Consider the following 15,618-nt stretch of genomic DNA (forward strand, 5'->3'; position numbering starts at 1 on the left):
AACAATGAAAAATCTATATAAAATTGCAGTTTTAGCGGGTGTACTCGCTATAGTGTCCTGCAAAAAATCTTTCCTGGATTTGTCTGATCCAACTAAGAAAACAGCTGATAAGTTTTACCAGAGTGAAGATGAAATCAGACAGGCAGTTAGTGGTGCTTATAGCTCATTGCAAAGTCATGTAAACAGCCAGTACATCTTTGCAGAAATGTCTTCAGACAATACTACAATACAGCTAGATCCTTCAGACAGGGGGCAAACCGACAGGGCAGAGGCCTTTGAGTTCTGGAATGTGACTGCAACAAATGTAAATGTAGCTGATCTGTATAACCAAAGCTATAATGCATTGTACAACATCAACTATGCGCTTTCAAAGATCGGAGGAGTTACCGCTATCAGTCAGCAAAAAAAGGATCAGTATCAAGCCGAGCTTGAATTTATGCGGGCCTATTACTATTTTAACCTGGTAAGGTATTTTGGCCCGGTAGTATTGATCACAGAACCGCTCGCTTCATCTTCTGATGCGTTCCAGACAAAAAGAAGTCCGGAAAAGGAAGTGTATGATCAGATCATAAAAGACCTGACCGATGCTGCGGCCAAGTTGCCTGCAAAAAGTGAATATTCAGCGGCGGATGTAGGCCGAGCATCTAAAGGTGCAGCTTTGGGGTTATTGGGTAAGGTCTATTTAACCACAAAAGATTATGCAAAAGCTGAGGGCACATTAAGGCAAATTTTGCCAATGGGCTATGTGCTGGTTGGAGATTATGCTGCTGTTTTTGATCCTAAAAGTAAAAACAATAGCGAATCATTATTTGAAGTTCAGTACCAGGGTGGGAATAATCTGGGCGAATGGAGTAGTTTCATTTATACCTTTGCGCCAAGAGGATCTGCGGGCGCTATCACGGGTTTCCCAACCAGCCGTCCGCAAGGCTGGAACATTCCCACTAAAAATATGATTGCTGAATTTGAACCAAACGATGAACGTAAAGCGGTTTCACTTCAGGAAGGTTATACTAATGCGGATGGCCTATTTGTAGGCATTCCATATGTTAACAAATACAATCATCCACATACAATTGCCGGTCGTACTGACGATAACTGGCCTGTTCTGCGGTATTCAGATGTACTGTTGATGCTCGCTGAAGCAATAAACGAACAAACCGGCCCTGGTGATGCCTATCAATATATCAATAAAGTTAGAGAAAGGGCACACCTGATTGGTTTAAGTGGGCTTAGTCAGGATGCTTTTCGTGCTGCAATAAGACATGAGCGCAGGGTGGAACTAGCCTTTGAGAACGATCGCTGGTTTGATATGAAAAGAGCTTTTACCAATGCTCAAATGATAACTTTACTAAATACACATGGTCAGGCCGAAAAAGCTCAGCCTACTGTTGACCGTGGCGGAGTGCCATTCTCTCCAAATGACTATAGGTTTGATGGTTATGAAGCACTTTATCCAATACCGGACAGACAGCTTTTTCTTGATAAAAATTTAATACAGAATCCTGGCTATTAATTGTGCATTTATCTTAATTAATGCCGAATTTAGTTAGCTGGCGAAAAAAACAGCCGCATGAAATACTTAAATCGCTTTTTTTTACTTTTTGTTCTTACTTGTTTTTCAATTGTTTCTGCCACAGCGCAGTTAGCACAGATGAAAGCAGGTTTCGCTAATCCGTCGGATAAATATAAGCCCGGTGTCTACTGGTACTTCATGGATGGGAATATGAACGCCAAAACGATAACCAAAGACCTCGAGTCTATGAAAAAGGCTGGCATTGGTAATTTGATCTTTCTGGAAGTAAACGTTGGTGTACCGCGAGGGGCCGTTGATTTCCTTAGTGAACAGTGGACATCTTTGTTTGCCCATGCAGAAAAGGAAGCTCGGCGCCTGGGGATAGAAATCACATTGGGGATAGGTCCCGGATGGACAGGTAGTGGTGGGCCATGGGTTAAAGCAGAACAATCTATGCAGCACCTGGTGTCGAGCCAGGTTACCGTCTCTTCAGATGATCACAAAAAGATTGTACTGCCCGTGCCTGCACCCCAAAAACCTTTCTTTGGCGAAGGCAACCTACCGGAAGACTTTAAAAAACAATGGAGGGAATATTATAAAGATGTGGCTGTTCTGGCATTTCCTGCTACCTCTTCAGTCAAAGCAATTAGCGATTACGAAGAAAAGGCACTGTATTATCGTGCCCCATATAGCTCTGCTACAGTGAAACCCTATTTAGCGGAACCCGATTTTAAGTCGGATCAGAGAAAAGGCATTGAAAAAGGTAAAATAATAGATCTTACCGGTAAGATGGATGCCGATGGAACCTTGAATTGGACTCCGCCATCAGGCAAATGGATAGTTATGCGCTTTGGCAGCCGTAATAACGGCGCAATTACCCGACCTGCACCTGTTCCAGGACTAGGTTTTGAAGCCGATAAATTGGATACTACCGCACTTAATGCCCACCTGGATGCCTACCTTGGTAAAATCTTCAAAAAAATAGCTAAACCCGGCAGCAAGAGTAACGGCGGGTTAAAGAGACTGCATATGGACAGTTGGGAAATGGGTGCTCAAAACTGGACAGCTAATTTCAGGCAGGAGTTCCTAAAAAGAAGAGGCTACGATCCGATAACCTATTACCCCGTTTACTCAGGAAACGTTGTAGGCTCAAGAGAAGAAAGTGAACGTTTTTTATGGGACCTAAGGTTAACCGCACAGGAACTTGTGTTGCAAAACCATGCAAACCATGTAAAACAATACGGCAAACGCCATGGACTTTCCTTATCCATAGAACCCTACGACATGAACCCGACCGCAGATCTGGATCTTGGAAGTATTGCCGATGTGCCTATGGCCGAGTTTTGGAGTAAAGGTTTTGGCTTTAATTCTACCTACAGCGTAATTGAAGCAACATCTATTGCCCATGTTGAAGGCAGATCACTTGTTCCTGCCGAAGCCTTTACAGCACAGAATAATGAAGGATGGAAGCAACATCCGGGATCAGTAAAAAACCAGGGTGATTGGGCCTTTGCCTCTGGCATAAACCGTTTCGTTTACCACACTTTCCAAAATCAATTCTTACCTGATTCCTTAAAACCGGGCGCAACAATGGGACCATATGGCGTGCATTGGGATCGTGGACAAACCTGGTGGCCAATGGCGGCAGCTTACCACCAATACATTACACGTTGCCAATACTTGTTGCAACAAGGGCGTACAGTAGCCGATATTTTATACATGACACCAGAAGGTGCTCCGCATGTTTTCTTGCCGCCGGCATCAGCAATTCAGGGCGATACGATTGGTAATAGAAAACAATATAATTTCGATGGTTGTTCGCCATTACAGCTCATGAAAGCCTCTGTAAAAGGCAAAAATGTAGTGTTCCCCAGCGGAGCATCTTATCGGTTACTTGTGCTGCCTGCTTACGAATCGATGACACCTGAACTACTCAGCAAGATTGGCGACCTGGTAAAGCAAGGAGCAACCGTATTAGGCAGCCCTCCACTAAGATCTCCAAGTCTGAGTGGCTTTCCTGATTGCGACAAAAAAGTATTGGCGTTAAGCGAAACCATATGGGGTTCTGTAGCCAAACCTGCAGCGCAAACAAAAAGAACCTATGGCAAAGGTACCCTTATATGGGGTGGTGAACTAGCCAGCCGGATTGATAATTTATATCCCCAGTATGAGCTTACTGCTGATATTTTAAAATCGGAAAATGTAGTTGAAGATTTCGTTGCCGATGAAATCAGATATACCCACCGAACAGGAAGCAACTGGGATCTTTATTTTTTGTCGAACACACAAAACAAGCCAATAAAAGTAGATGCCAGGTTCCGCAGTACACAAGGATCGCCTGAATTATGGAATGCCATTACCGGAAAACGTATTCCATTAACTGACTTCAAAACAGATCACAAGATTAGTACTATTCCTTTGCAATTGGATGCGTATGAAAGCTGTTTCATCATGTTCTCTAAAGAGAACAAATGGCTTGCATCAAAAACAAAAAAGGAAGCCTTAATAAAAACACTTGTAAGGCTCAATGGGCCTTGGGAGGTTAAATTTGATCCTAAATGGGGTGGGCCTGCAAGTGCTATATTCGATAAACTATCTGATTGGACCACCAATAAAGATGAGGGAATTAAATACTATTCTGGTACGGCTGCCTATCATAAAACCTTCGATTTCCCACAGGCAAACCTAAAACAACCGATATATCTGGAGCTTGGGAAGGTGAAGAATATGGCGCGTGTTACCTTAAATGGAAAGGAAATGGGTATAATATGGACTGCTCCGTGGAAAATTGACATTTCTAACCATTTGCAGGTAAAAAACAACCAACTCAAAATTGAAGTGGTGAACCTTTGGGGGAATCGGCTAATTGGCGATGAGAAAAAACCTGATGATGGAATTAAGGATGATAAATGGCCAGATTGGCTTTTGAATAACAAGCCTCGTACAAGTGGAAGATATACTTTTACCACTTCCAAACAGTACAATGCCGATTCTCCTTTACAAGAATCAGGACTTATGGGCCCAGTAACTATCATTCAGGAAACTATAAAAAAATAAAATATTATAATGTATAAACAATCGAGGGTTAGGATAGGATTATTTGGGATAGGTCTGCAAGCATATTGGGATCAATTTGCTGGACTTAAACAACGGCTAACGGAATACATTGAGGTGGTGGCAAAAAGTATGGAAGCTTTTGATGCCGAAATTGTTAACCTTAGCTTAATAGACACACCAGAAAAAGCTTTTGATGCTGGCTTAAAATTTAAGCAAGAGGATGTTGATCTCATATTTCTATATGCGACTACCTATGCACTGTCATCAACCGTGTTGCCCGTTGTAAGAAAGGCGGGGGTACCGGTAATTGTTCTTAATCTTGCCCCACAAGCCAGCATTGATTATGAAAGCTTTAACAACATGGAAAACAGAATTGCAATGACGGGCGAGTGGCTGGCGTATTGTTCTTCGTGTTCGGTACCTGAAATTGCAAATGTGTTTCGTCGCAGCAACATTCCCTTTTTTCAGGTTACAGGGCTGCTTTATGATGATCCCCATGTTTGGACCCAAATACAAGAATGGATACAGGCAGCGCAAGTAGCCAGAACCATGCAGTACAACCGGCTTGGTGTGATGGGTAATTATTACGGAGGGATGCTAGACATTTATACCGATCTTACCCTTCAGTGTGCAACATTTGGCGGGCACATCGAAGTCCTGGAAGTTGATGAATTGTCGGCCTTAAGAACTGGTGTAACCGATGCAGAAATCGAAGAAAAGTTAACTGAAATTGAAACTGAATTTGATGTGCAGGACGATTGCCTGCCAGAAGAATTACATCGCGCAGCTAAAACCGCTGTTGCATTGGATAAGCTGGTANRATMANNATGNNCTGGSTTMTTTAGCCTATTACCACAAAGGTACTGGCAATGCCGAAAATGAAAATACGGTTACCTCTGTTATACTTGGTAATTCACTACTCACGGGTAAACACATTCCTGTTGCAGGCGAATATGAAATTAAAAATGTGCAGGCCATGAAAATAATGGACAGTTTTGGTGCAGGGGGATCTTTTACTGAGTATTACGCCATGGATTTTAACGATGATGTAGTGATGATGGGGCATGATGGACCCTGCCATCCAAAAATTGCGGAAGGAAAGATAAAAGTTAAGCCGCTAAAAGTTTATCACGGTAAGGTGGGCCATGGCTTATCGGTAGAAATGTCCGTTAGCCATGGCCCGGTTACGCTATTGTCAGTAGTAGAAACCGGCAAGGGGCTGCTAAAGTTACTGGTTGCCGAAGCAGAATCAGTTGCAGGCCCGATTCTGGAGATTGGAAATACCAATAGCAGGTATAAATTTTCGTTGGGGGCAAGGAACTTTGTAGAAGCCTGGAACCAGGAAGGCCCTGCCCACCATTGTGCAATAGGTAAGGGACACATTGCGTCAAAAATTAAAAAATTAGGTGAAATACTTAATTTGGAAGTGGTGCAGATTAAGTAAGATGATTTTCTAATTGAATCCATACGGGAGCATGATCACTTGTTTTTTCCCATCCGCGGACATGACGGTCGACTGCTGCAGCTTTGAGGCGGCTGGTTAAGTGGGGGCTTAAAAGGAAGTGATCTATCCGTAAACCTGCATCACGGCTGTAGGCGTTGCGGAAATAATCCCAGAACGTATAAATCTTTTCATTTGGATGCAATGTCCTTAATGCATCGGTCCATCCCTGTTCAACCAGGGTTTTAAAAGCATCGCGAACTTCGGGTCTGAACAGGGCATCATCAACCCAGCGTTCGGGTTTGTATACATCAAGTTCTGTGGGCATCACATTATAATCTCCTACAAGTATTGTGGGTATATCAAAATCCAGGAGAGCTTTAGCATGAAGTTTTAAGCGCTCAAACCAGGCCAGTTTATAGTCGAATTTTAATCCGGGAGCAGGGTTCCCATTAGGTAAATAAAGGCAGCCAATAACTATCCCATCTATAAAAGCCTCAATATATCTGCTGTGTAAATCCTCTGGATCACCTGAAAGCCCTCGTCTGGTTTCTTTAATTTCCAGATTTCGTGCAAGGATTGCAACCCCGTTCCAACTTTTCTGGCCATGCCATATGGCATTGTAGCCGGCAGCTGTTATGGCTTGTTCAGGGAACTTTTCCTGTGGCGCTTTTAACTCCTGCAGGCAAACTATATCTGGCTGCGCCTCTTCGAGCCAGCGAAGTAGTACGGGTAATCGGCCATTAATACCATTAACATTGTAAGTAGCAATTTTCATATCAAGTCTATTTAAGCTTAACCATTAACTAAATACAAAAGTTTAAAATATTAATTTTTAGGAACCGAAAAGTTTATCGTCAAGATGACGACTCGTTTTACGATGTTATCAAAGTGATACCAGTTAGATCTGCTTTACCGTGTTTCAGGAATTCGTAGGTAATACGATCTGCTTTACAGTCTGTAAACTGAATCCGGTTCCGTTTAAATGTATTGTTTTTAAAGAAAGTGTTAGTAAGCGTTGAATTCTGGAACTTTACCCAATCAAAAACACAGTTTTCAAAATAACAATCCTCCAATGTTCCATCAAAAACAATATCAGCAAKWKGTRTMYCARTNRRMKWSRKAYKWWTCSRKACTNTMTCCKRAAMWKYAWYAWYCTYGANNYMKCYGNGATTTNNATCTTACTCCGGTAAAATCAGCACCTGAGAAATCGCAACCTTCTAAATGACTTTTTAAAAAATCAGCTTCTTTAAGAGAGCACCCTTTAAATAAGTTATTGCTTAAATGGGAGCTCTGAATTTGGCTGCTGCTGATATCTGAGCCCGAGAAGTCACAGTATCTGATATAACTTTTCAAAAATTTAGCTTCCTTCAGGGAACTGTTCTTAAATAGATTGTTGTCTAAGTTGGAAGCCCGAATGTGACTGTTGCTGATGTCGGAGTCTGAAAAATCACAGCTATCAAGGTTGTTGCTTTTTAGGAGAAGTCCCGATAAATCCGAACCGATAAATTTGCAACGCTGCATGTTAGATGAACTGAATTTTTCATGTAGATTTTTCAACCCTGAAAAGTCAGCATCAATCCAGTTTCCCAGCGACATATCCCAGCTAAGTTTTCTCTCTTGCTTTCCGGATGGCAATTCGATCGGTGGTATCCCAGTGGCTTCAGATTGGAAGCTTTCTGAAAAATAGTTAAGGTCAACACCAAGAATTTCAGCCAGACGGTTAAAAGTAGTGATGTCTGGCATTGATTCTCCGCGCTCCCACTTTCCGACTGCCTGTGGGCTGATGAACAGAAGTTGAGCAAGCTGGACTTGAGACGTATTTATTTTCTTTCGTGCTTCTGCAATCTTATTGCCGATCATTTTTGTGCTTAACATAGGTACTATCTTTTTATTGTTTTTTGGACACCACAAAGGTATTTGGATGCATTTCCCGAATCAACAAAATACATAAACTTATAGTTGTATTTACGCTACTTATAGTTGTTATTGACAACTATAAGTTGTAAAAATCTAAATTTGCGATACAGGAACAAATAAAAATTAAAAGATAATGGACAAAAGAGTGAAATTTGACTTTGAAATATATTTTACCAATGGAGGAAGTATAAAAGGTGAAGATTTTAGACTGGACATAGCTGGTGACCACATTTCTGATAAAGAACTTGCCGACTATATTGTTGACGATTTAAGACTGCTTATGGTTGGGCAAACTAAAATCCTGAATAAGGAAATTTTTAACGAAGCACACAAGCGCAAACCCGTTAACGAAAAAGCAGGGTCAGATTTATTCATTGATTTGAGCCATACTATTGAAGATGGACTTGTAACCTATAAAGGATTGCCAGCGCCTATTATTTGTGACTATTTGAGCCGGGAAAACTCAAAAGAGTTTTATGCAGAAGGAACCGCATTTCAAATTGGAAAAATTGAAATGGTAAGCAACACGGGTACTTATATAGATTGTCCTTTTCATAGATTTGAAAACGGAAAAGACCTCTCAGAAGTTGGGTTAGAATGTTTTACAGACCTAGTGGCTATAGTAATCCATGTACCCTTTTCCCAGACCCTGGAAATAACAGAAGAACACTTAAAAAATTACGAAATCAGAAATAGAGCAGTTTTGATTCATACCGGATGGGATAGTAATTGGAATACGGAAGCGTATTACGAACATCATCCTTATTTAACAGAAGGGGCCGCCAAATACTTAAGAGATTGCAGTGTGAAACTGGTTGGCATCGATTCTCATAACATCGATAACACTCAAGGAAAAACAAGACCTGTTCATACCACACTACTAGGAGCAGAAATATTAATAGTGGAGCACCTTTGCAATTTGTATCTACTACCCGCAGATGGCTTTACCTTTAGTGCAATTCCTCCTAAATTCAAAGGAGTTGGAACCTTTCCCGTAAGAGCGATGGCTAAACTAATCAAGCCTAATTAACAGATATATTTACTATCCGCGAATTTTATTTTAATCAAAATTTTGTTTTTATCTTTTTACTTATTTCTTTGTATTTCCGATACCTATAATGCATATCAATGAATAAATTCTCTGACGAACTCAACCACATCATAGCACTATACAACACACTTGATTTTTCAAAAGAAGACGATTTGTTATCAGCTATTGAAAACAAAAACACCTGCGAAAATATCCTGACAATAGTTCAAACCATATTAAGTAAAGAGCCGCATCATTTTGAAGCTTTATTATGGCGAATAAGAATAAATAACAGCCCTGTTTTTAACAACACATTTGCCATACAAGATGACTGTAGCCTTATACTCAATACGAGTAGCGATATAACCAGCAGACTTCAGGCATATGATTGGTTGATTTATATTTACCTGGAAAAACTATCGTTAAATGATATTGCTATTGAAACGTTGCAAGATAAGCTGATTGATGTTGGTGGCATAAAAGACAATCGCGCTTTACAAGACCAGGCTTTTGGCGATACTTATTACAGATTGGCTTATCTCCATCAGGAAAAAGGCGATGAAACTGAAGCGGTCGACTATTACCTTAAATCGTTTAAACATGCGCCAAAAATGACACCCAGAAATTATGAGGGTGGATTGCTTTTGCTGGAATTAGAAAGATTTGATGAGGCAGAACAATTATTGTCGAAACATTTTGATTCAGCAGAACCTATTGAGTGTAAAGGATATGCTGAAAAGATAGAAGTACTGTTTAACAGGGGGAAATTAAATAAGCATTGGAATTTATTTAGTTTATTTTATCCCACAGCATTTGAGATGCCAACAGAATTTGGGTATAAAAACCGTCAGGAATTTGTAGCAAAATATCTGTCCGTTATTATTAATGAAACTGAAAAAAATCCAACAAATGCAATAGCCTGGAGGATGTTGAGTAACAATTATTACTTCAATGATAAGAATGCAAAAAAAGGCTTTGATAATTTGACCAAATACTATGAAATAATTCAGGAGGTAAAAGATTTAGCGATCGAAAGATATTATGATACAGCAGAAGATTTAAATATCGATTTACGAACTATCGATTTTCCAATTTATCCAGATGGTGCAATTTGCTATAATATACTAACTACCTATCTGGAAAAAGGCAATGAGGCACAGGATAAAAACGATCATTTTTCGGCCCAAATGTACTATGAAACGGCAAAGAAATACGGTTTAGCCGGCTACCACGCATTTAACACTTACTTTAATAGCGATAAGGGTTTGTCGATTAACAATGAACCACACACTTTTGCAATGCTTTGCAACAATCTGGGTATTGTAATTAAACAAGTGTCCTGGTATCAGCATAAAAGCTACCTTAATGAGGAGTGTAAATTTGCTTCAGATATACATTGGCAGGGCTATCAGGTTTCACCATTCTGGGAAAACTTGGATAATGGAATGGAAATTTCGTGGAGAAATGAAAATGACCTGAACCTGGAGAGATTCTGTTTGGAGGTGCTTTCTAATTTCGATTATTACAAAAATATTCTGGAAGCAGAAAAATGGTATCAAGTGATGTTCTACCTCATAACTGCTTATCGACAAGCAGAAAAATACGAAGAGGCAAAACAGATTTATGAGCAAACCGTCCGAAAATTTGAAGAAAGCGGAGATGAGCATAAAACTATTGTAAGTGTTGTTTTAGATACAGCTATTGTGTATTTCAACTTTTTAATGGCTAAGGGTTTGCACAATCAAAGTCTTAGCTATGTAAGTGATTTATTTAGCAATCCGGCTTATCAAAAAATGCAAAACGAAAAAGCAGAGAGTTTTAAATACTATTTTATGGCGCATGCCCACCTGGGTTTAAACGATAAAAACGAAGCTCAAAAGTATTTTAAACTAATTACCGAGAAATTTGCAAACACTCAATTAACTTATATCCGCGATGTAGTGAACGATGCTAAGAGTAATTTGAATATTATAAACGCAGGACAGAACTTTGATGAGGTAGTCGTTTCGCTCTATAAAACTCAACCGAATAGACTTTTTGATTATCCTTTAAAGGCAAAAGAAGAAAACATTAAATATTTAAAGCGGATTTTAAATTTAGTAACCAGTAATAAAATGCCTTCGTCATCTGCATGGGTAGAGAGAAACATGTACGTTGGTTTTGAGCTTAGAACAAAAAGAACTGAAACTGAAGAAATATACGATTCGTTTTTTTACATCCATTTAAAATCTGAGGATTTGGGTATAAGGTACGAGCTTGTAGAATGGCAAGATGTAGAAAGTGGATTTTTAGGTTTATCAAAAAAAATAGTACAGCGCAATGCTTTTTATGTCGGTTTCTATACCAACTATGATTCGAATACATCTGATACACGAACAGAATTTGAAATGGCATCAGAACACATGCAGCAAAAAGCACAGTACTTATGGAAAGAGTGGATAAATAAACTGCATTTTTATGAACCGATGGCCGAAGCTAAATAGGTTGTGAAAACCTTATATTGTTATTATTCCATTCTTTACTGCGTAAATAACAAGGCCTGCAATGTTTTTAGAGCCTATTTTTTCGAACAATCTGGTGCGATAACCCTCAACGGTACGAACACTTAAAAATAATTTATCTGCAATCTCAGTATTGCTGCATTCTTCGCAGATAAGTTTAAGTACTTCGATTTCACGTTCGTTTAGCTTGGCGTCTTTTTGGTGCAAACGATGCATGAAGTTTATACCCAGCAGCTCTTTAGCCATAGTTATCGACAGGTTGTCGTTAAAATAAAAGCCTTTAGCCTGCACGGTTAAAATAGCATCCAGTATCTCTTCCGGTTCTGCATTTTTTAAAAGATATCCCGAAGCTCCCAAACGCATGGCATCTAAAATATATTTATCCTCGTTGTGCATAGAAAGCATCAGTATTTTAATGTCTGGAAAATGCTGATGAATATAAGCTGTAGCCTGCATGCCATCCATTTCGGGCATTTTAATGTCCATTAAAATAACATCAGGTTTATTATCGGTAATTTGATCAATTAAATCTTTGCCATTTGTTGCCTCTATAATTAGGTTTAATTGGCTGCAATCCTCTAAAGTGAATTTTAGACCTTCACGGAAAATTTTATGATCATCAGCGATAGCTAAATTTATTAAGGACATAAGTTAAAGATATGGGGGAATAAGTTAATTATCAAGGTTATTAATATTTAAAGTAATGGTAGTTTGTGTGCCTTTTTCGGCGGCTGAATGTGTTTTAATGTCTGCTTTTATTAATTGAGACCGGCTTTGCAGATTCTTTAAACCAAAACCATGTACAATAGCATCTTTATTAAAACCGATGCCATTGTCTTTAAAGTTTAAACGGATCAAATCGGCCTCTTTGCTTAATGAAATATCTATTGCCGTAGCTTGTGCGTGTTTTATGGCGTTGCCAAACAACTCTTGCACCATACGGTAAAGTGTAAGTTCTACTTCGGGTTTAAAGCGTTCTCCATTTAAATTTTGACTGTAATTTACCTGCATGCCAGTGTTTTGCTGGACATAATTACACAGATCTTTAAGGCCATCGGTTAGACCAAAATCGATTAAAACTGTGGGCAAAACATTATGGATAATGTTACGTATTTCCTGTATACATTCGTCGGTTAATTTGCGGGTACTGGCCAGCAGGCTTGATGCGTTTTCGGCATTGCCAGATAGTTTATCAATGCGGTGCAGATTTAATTTAATGGCCGATAGTACCTGTCCGACACTATCATGTAAGTCAACAGATAAGCGTTTACGCTCGCTTTCCTGCGTTTCAAAAACCGCCTGCAGGAAGCTGTTTTGTGCTTCGGCTTGCATCTTACGTTTTTCTTCCTGGTATTTTAGCATTTTGCGCTGGTAAAGAATTACGAACAAAAACAAAAATACCAGCAGTAAAACTACCACTAGTGTACCAATAATAAGTACTTCGGTTATATCGTTTTCTGTGGTTTGCAAAATAGAGCAATTGCGAATAAAAGGTTAGCTATTATATTAATTATGGAGTGAATGGTCCAGAAGTTTGGAGATAGGGAGCCTAAAGACCTCATAAGCATAAATAGAAAAATATTGATGCTGCAGTACGATAGCACTCCTGCGCTTATCCAAAACATGGGTTGTTTTTCTAAACGAACAATTTCGGCCTGATCAAGTAATTGCCAAAAATACAGTAAGGATAATAAGATTAGGGTTACGCTTAAAATGGTATTTCCGACAGAAGGAAATTTTAATAGACCTTCTATAAAAAATGCATTGATAAAAATTAACGCGCCGGTTATTACTGCAAGAGCTATTGAGAGCCTTTTAAAAACTAATTTATTAAATGCATGGAAGTACATTAATGCATAAAACAAAACACTGACCAGTATAAATAAATGAATTAAGRKYGNCGYTGTTAGCGCGCTCTCCGCTGGTAATTAAAGTTATATCGAGGTGCCTCACCAATAGCAAACTAAGATCGAACAAGCCGGAAACTATAAAAAATACAGCGGCAATTTTTTGCACTTTATTTAAGTGCTTATAATTAAGTATTGCCGCTGCTATAGGCAAGAGTGCCGACAGGCTTGATAAGTTCTGCAAAAGGAGCTGCGGTGACATCGTTAATTTTTTAACTTAYTWARTTGGNNANTKYATNKTTWMKTTTTTAACTTATTTAGTTGGTTAATGTATTTTTCGGACAACCGGCACCTCCCGGGCATGGTGAGGCTTGTTCGGCTATAGTGGGAGCTGCTGCTTTAAAAGACATCGCCATCATTGGTTTTTCTGGATCTGATGGAGCTATAGTTGGCACTTGTTCAGGTATTTGATCTATACCATCTTTATCGCTACCCACCAGAATCAGGTGCTTTACGCCATATGCACCAACAATCCAACGTAAAAAATTGCTTATAGCAACAAAAATACGCTGAATCCAATTTAGCCTCACTTCATTGGCATAATAGATACGGATGCCTAAGCATTCGGGCTGTTCAAGGATTTGCTGCAAAATCTGATTGCCAAAAAAATGTGAAATCGTTTCATTTGGATTCATGATACGATAGTTCTTTGTCCAGGCAGCGGCAATCTTTATATCAATAGGATCGCCTTCGGTACCATCAATCGGGTGTTGTCTGTTTTGAGTTTCCATTTTATAAGATTCGTTTAGTATGGTTTACTAAAATTAAATATTATTAACTGTATTTCAAGTGTTTAGTGGCGATTAACGGCCTTTTTTTAATAATTGCGTAAAAGCCACATAGTGCATGCGTATTAACACGCATGCGAAAACCCGTGGAAGCTACCTTGTCCATGGATGGTATTCCTCGGAACTTTAGTCTATCAAAAAAACAAATCTAAAGGCGCTCTTAGGATCATTTAATTGCCAGGTAGGTTTTGACTAAAAAATTAAAAAAATGGAAAATAAACATGAGTCCTCAAAAATTCCCTGCTGTCCGGAATTGTTAAAAGACAGCAATTGCGATGTATTGGTTTTTACACGCACATTAAATTATCCATTGGCTATAAAAGGGCAGGATAGGCAAATCGCCTTGGTAGCCCAATTGTTAATCAGCTTTAAATTAAGTAGATGCACAATAGGTAATGTACTGGGTGATCCGGTTTACACCACCACCCTGTTGCCTGGCGAAAAAGTGCGCTTGGTTACAACTGACCGAAGAAGCAAGTTTACTTACGATGCCAGCACTCAGTTAAGTTATCGTTCTGAACAGATATCCGAAGAACAATACTTTATGACAGCGTCGCAAAGCTATTTTTCTGATATGGAAAACAATCAATCAGGAAATCAAAGCAGCGAAAATAAAGACCATTGGGATTTTAGTGGTGGCTCTAGCAGCAGTATAGATATTAATCCATTTAGCCCGGGTGTAGATTCTAATAGCAACTCTACCAAAAACCACAACGGTTCGTCTACACTTGATTATTTAAACAGTCAGAGCAGCAACATGCGAGCTTCGGCAACCCAGGCTGTAAATGCAACGCATAAAGCGCACTCCATTTCGATTGGCGAGGTAGCTACTAAAGTGCATGCCGAAGGTCAATCAGAAGATCATTTCGAATCTTCATCCAGGGAGTTTTCAAATCCTAATGGTTGCCATGCCATCTCGTACTTTTTTTATCGGATGAATAAAAAACAAGTGGTAAAGTTTGAATTGGTAAGCATAGAGAAACTGATTAGTGTTTCGGGAATTACAAATTTTGCTTTTGTAAATCCGACCATAACACCTGCCATGCGCGAAGAAGCTTTAAAAGAACTAAACAAAGACCTGATTGCTGCAGGTATTTTAGATGATAAAGGTGAAATATCGGCCGCCTACCGGAAGAAATTTGAGTTTTCTATGGAATTCTCTTTGCCCACTGCCGGCGTTATTGTGAAGGGCTGTTTGGATGAATGTAACACCTGCGAGCCCGCTGCAAGAGAACGCATCCATTTACAAAATGAACTTTTAAGAAGACAAATAGAACTACTCGAAAAATCGCAAGAATATCGCTGTTGCCCTAATGATTGTGTTACAGAGGAAGATATTTAAGATGTGCTCTCCAAACTACACTCAGCATGCTAAATAGGGTAACGGCTGTAAGTCTGAGTGTATCTACAATCAAATACCGGAGTAAGCCGAAAATCCGATAACAGAGTAGGCTATTAAAA

At 39.4% G+C, this 15,618-nt stretch carries 10 protein-coding genes and 2 pseudogenes; 7 read left to right on the forward strand and 5 right to left on the reverse strand.

Annotated features, from left to right (window positions below; all coding sequences use genetic code 11):
* The first annotated feature begins 4 nt into the window (after positions 1-4).
* From N824_RS08460 to N824_RS34090, 4 genes and pseudogenes are all read left to right on the forward strand, one after another.
* Positions 5-1,513, forward strand: coding sequence for a RagB/SusD family nutrient uptake outer membrane protein (locus N824_RS08460; RefSeq protein ID WP_048904655.1), 1,509 nt, complete (start codon positions 5-7; stop codon positions 1,511-1,513).
* A 57-nt stretch (positions 1,514-1,570) separates the two neighbouring features.
* Positions 1,571-4,570, forward strand: coding sequence for a glycosyl hydrolase (locus N824_RS08465; protein WP_048904656.1), 3,000 nt, complete (start codon positions 1,571-1,573; stop codon positions 4,568-4,570).
* A 9-nt stretch (positions 4,571-4,579) separates the two neighbouring features.
* Positions 4,580-5,452: pseudogene (locus N824_RS34085) on the forward strand (hypothetical protein).
* A gap of 94 nt (positions 5,453-5,546) precedes the next feature.
* A complete protein-coding gene (locus N824_RS34090; RefSeq protein WP_235207030.1) occupies positions 5,547-6,014 on the forward strand; it encodes a hypothetical protein in 468 nt (155 codons plus the stop codon).
* Here the strand turns inward: N824_RS34090 and xth are convergent.
* Both xth and N824_RS38265 read right to left on the reverse strand, forming a co-directional pair.
* Positions 6,007-6,789 (reverse strand): exodeoxyribonuclease III, encoded by a 783-nt coding sequence (gene xth / locus N824_RS08475; RefSeq protein ID WP_048904657.1) that lies wholly within the window; start codon positions 6,787-6,789, stop codon positions 6,007-6,009. The genes N824_RS34090 and xth overlap by 8 nt on opposite strands.
* Positions 6,790-7,106: 317 nt before the next feature.
* Positions 7,107-7,889: pseudogene (locus N824_RS38265) on the reverse strand (pentapeptide repeat-containing protein).
* A gap of 175 nt (positions 7,890-8,064) precedes the next feature.
* Here N824_RS38265 and N824_RS08490 point away from each other — a divergent pair.
* Together N824_RS08490 and N824_RS08495 are read left to right on the forward strand one after the other, a co-directional pair.
* On the forward strand, positions 8,065-8,961 hold the full coding sequence (locus N824_RS08490; RefSeq protein WP_048904659.1) for a cyclase family protein: 897 nt from the start codon (positions 8,065-8,067) through the stop codon (positions 8,959-8,961).
* Between the two features lie 98 nt (positions 8,962-9,059).
* On the forward strand, positions 9,060-11,444 hold the full coding sequence (locus N824_RS08495; protein WP_048904660.1) for a tetratricopeptide repeat protein: 2,385 nt from the start codon (positions 9,060-9,062) through the stop codon (positions 11,442-11,444).
* Positions 11,445-11,456: 12 nt separating this feature from the next.
* On the opposite strand, the gene N824_RS08500 is transcribed toward N824_RS08495, so the two are convergent.
* From N824_RS08500 to N824_RS08515, 3 genes are all read right to left on the reverse strand, one after another.
* Positions 11,457-12,110: a response regulator transcription factor gene (locus N824_RS08500; protein ID WP_048904661.1), complete on the reverse strand. Its 654-nt coding sequence runs from the start codon at positions 12,108-12,110 to the stop codon at positions 11,457-11,459.
* Positions 12,111-12,134: 24 nt separating this feature from the next.
* Positions 12,135-12,932, reverse strand: coding sequence for a sensor histidine kinase (locus N824_RS08505; RefSeq protein WP_048904662.1), 798 nt, complete (start codon positions 12,930-12,932; stop codon positions 12,135-12,137).
* A gap of 694 nt (positions 12,933-13,626) precedes the next feature.
* Positions 13,627-14,100, reverse strand: a complete 474-nt coding sequence (locus N824_RS08515; protein ID WP_048904664.1) for a hypothetical protein — start codon at positions 14,098-14,100, stop codon at positions 13,627-13,629.
* 265 nt (positions 14,101-14,365) lie between these two features.
* Here N824_RS08515 and N824_RS08520 point away from each other — a divergent pair, with 265 nt between their 5' ends.
* On the forward strand, positions 14,366-15,499 hold the full coding sequence (locus N824_RS08520; protein WP_048904665.1) for a hypothetical protein: 1,134 nt from the start codon (positions 14,366-14,368) through the stop codon (positions 15,497-15,499).
* Positions 15,500-15,618 lie beyond the last annotated feature (119 nt).

This window comes from Pedobacter sp. V48, assembly GCF_000523515.1.
Classification (GTDB): domain Bacteria; phylum Bacteroidota; class Bacteroidia; order Sphingobacteriales; family Sphingobacteriaceae; genus Pedobacter.

What these genes read in the sequence shown, in the direction of transcription:
- N824_RS08460 (WP_048904655.1), top strand. Translation starts at nt 5, where the DNA reads ATGAAAAATCTATATAAAATTGCAGTTTTAGCGGGTGTACTCGCTATA.
- xth (WP_048904657.1), bottom strand. Translation starts at nt 6,789, where the DNA reads ATGAAAATTGCTACTTACAATGTTAATGGTATTAATGGCCGATTACCC.
- N824_RS08500 (WP_048904661.1), bottom strand. Translation starts at nt 12,110, where the DNA reads ATGTCCTTAATAAATTTAGCTATCGCTGATGATCATAAAATTTTCCGT.
- N824_RS08515 (WP_048904664.1), bottom strand. Translation starts at nt 14,100, where the DNA reads ATGGAAACTCAAAACAGACAACACCCGATTGATGGTACCGAAGGCGAT.
- N824_RS08520 (WP_048904665.1), top strand. Translation starts at nt 14,366, where the DNA reads ATGGAAAATAAACATGAGTCCTCAAAAATTCCCTGCTGTCCGGAATTG.
- N824_RS34090 (WP_235207030.1), top strand. Translation starts at nt 5,547, where the DNA reads ATGAAAATAATGGACAGTTTTGGTGCAGGGGGATCTTTTACTGAGTAT.
- N824_RS08490 (WP_048904659.1), top strand. Translation starts at nt 8,065, where the DNA reads ATGGACAAAAGAGTGAAATTTGACTTTGAAATATATTTTACCAATGGA.
- N824_RS08465 (WP_048904656.1), top strand. Translation starts at nt 1,571, where the DNA reads ATGAAATACTTAAATCGCTTTTTTTTACTTTTTGTTCTTACTTGTTTT.
- N824_RS08495 (WP_048904660.1), top strand. Translation starts at nt 9,060, where the DNA reads ATGAATAAATTCTCTGACGAACTCAACCACATCATAGCACTATACAAC.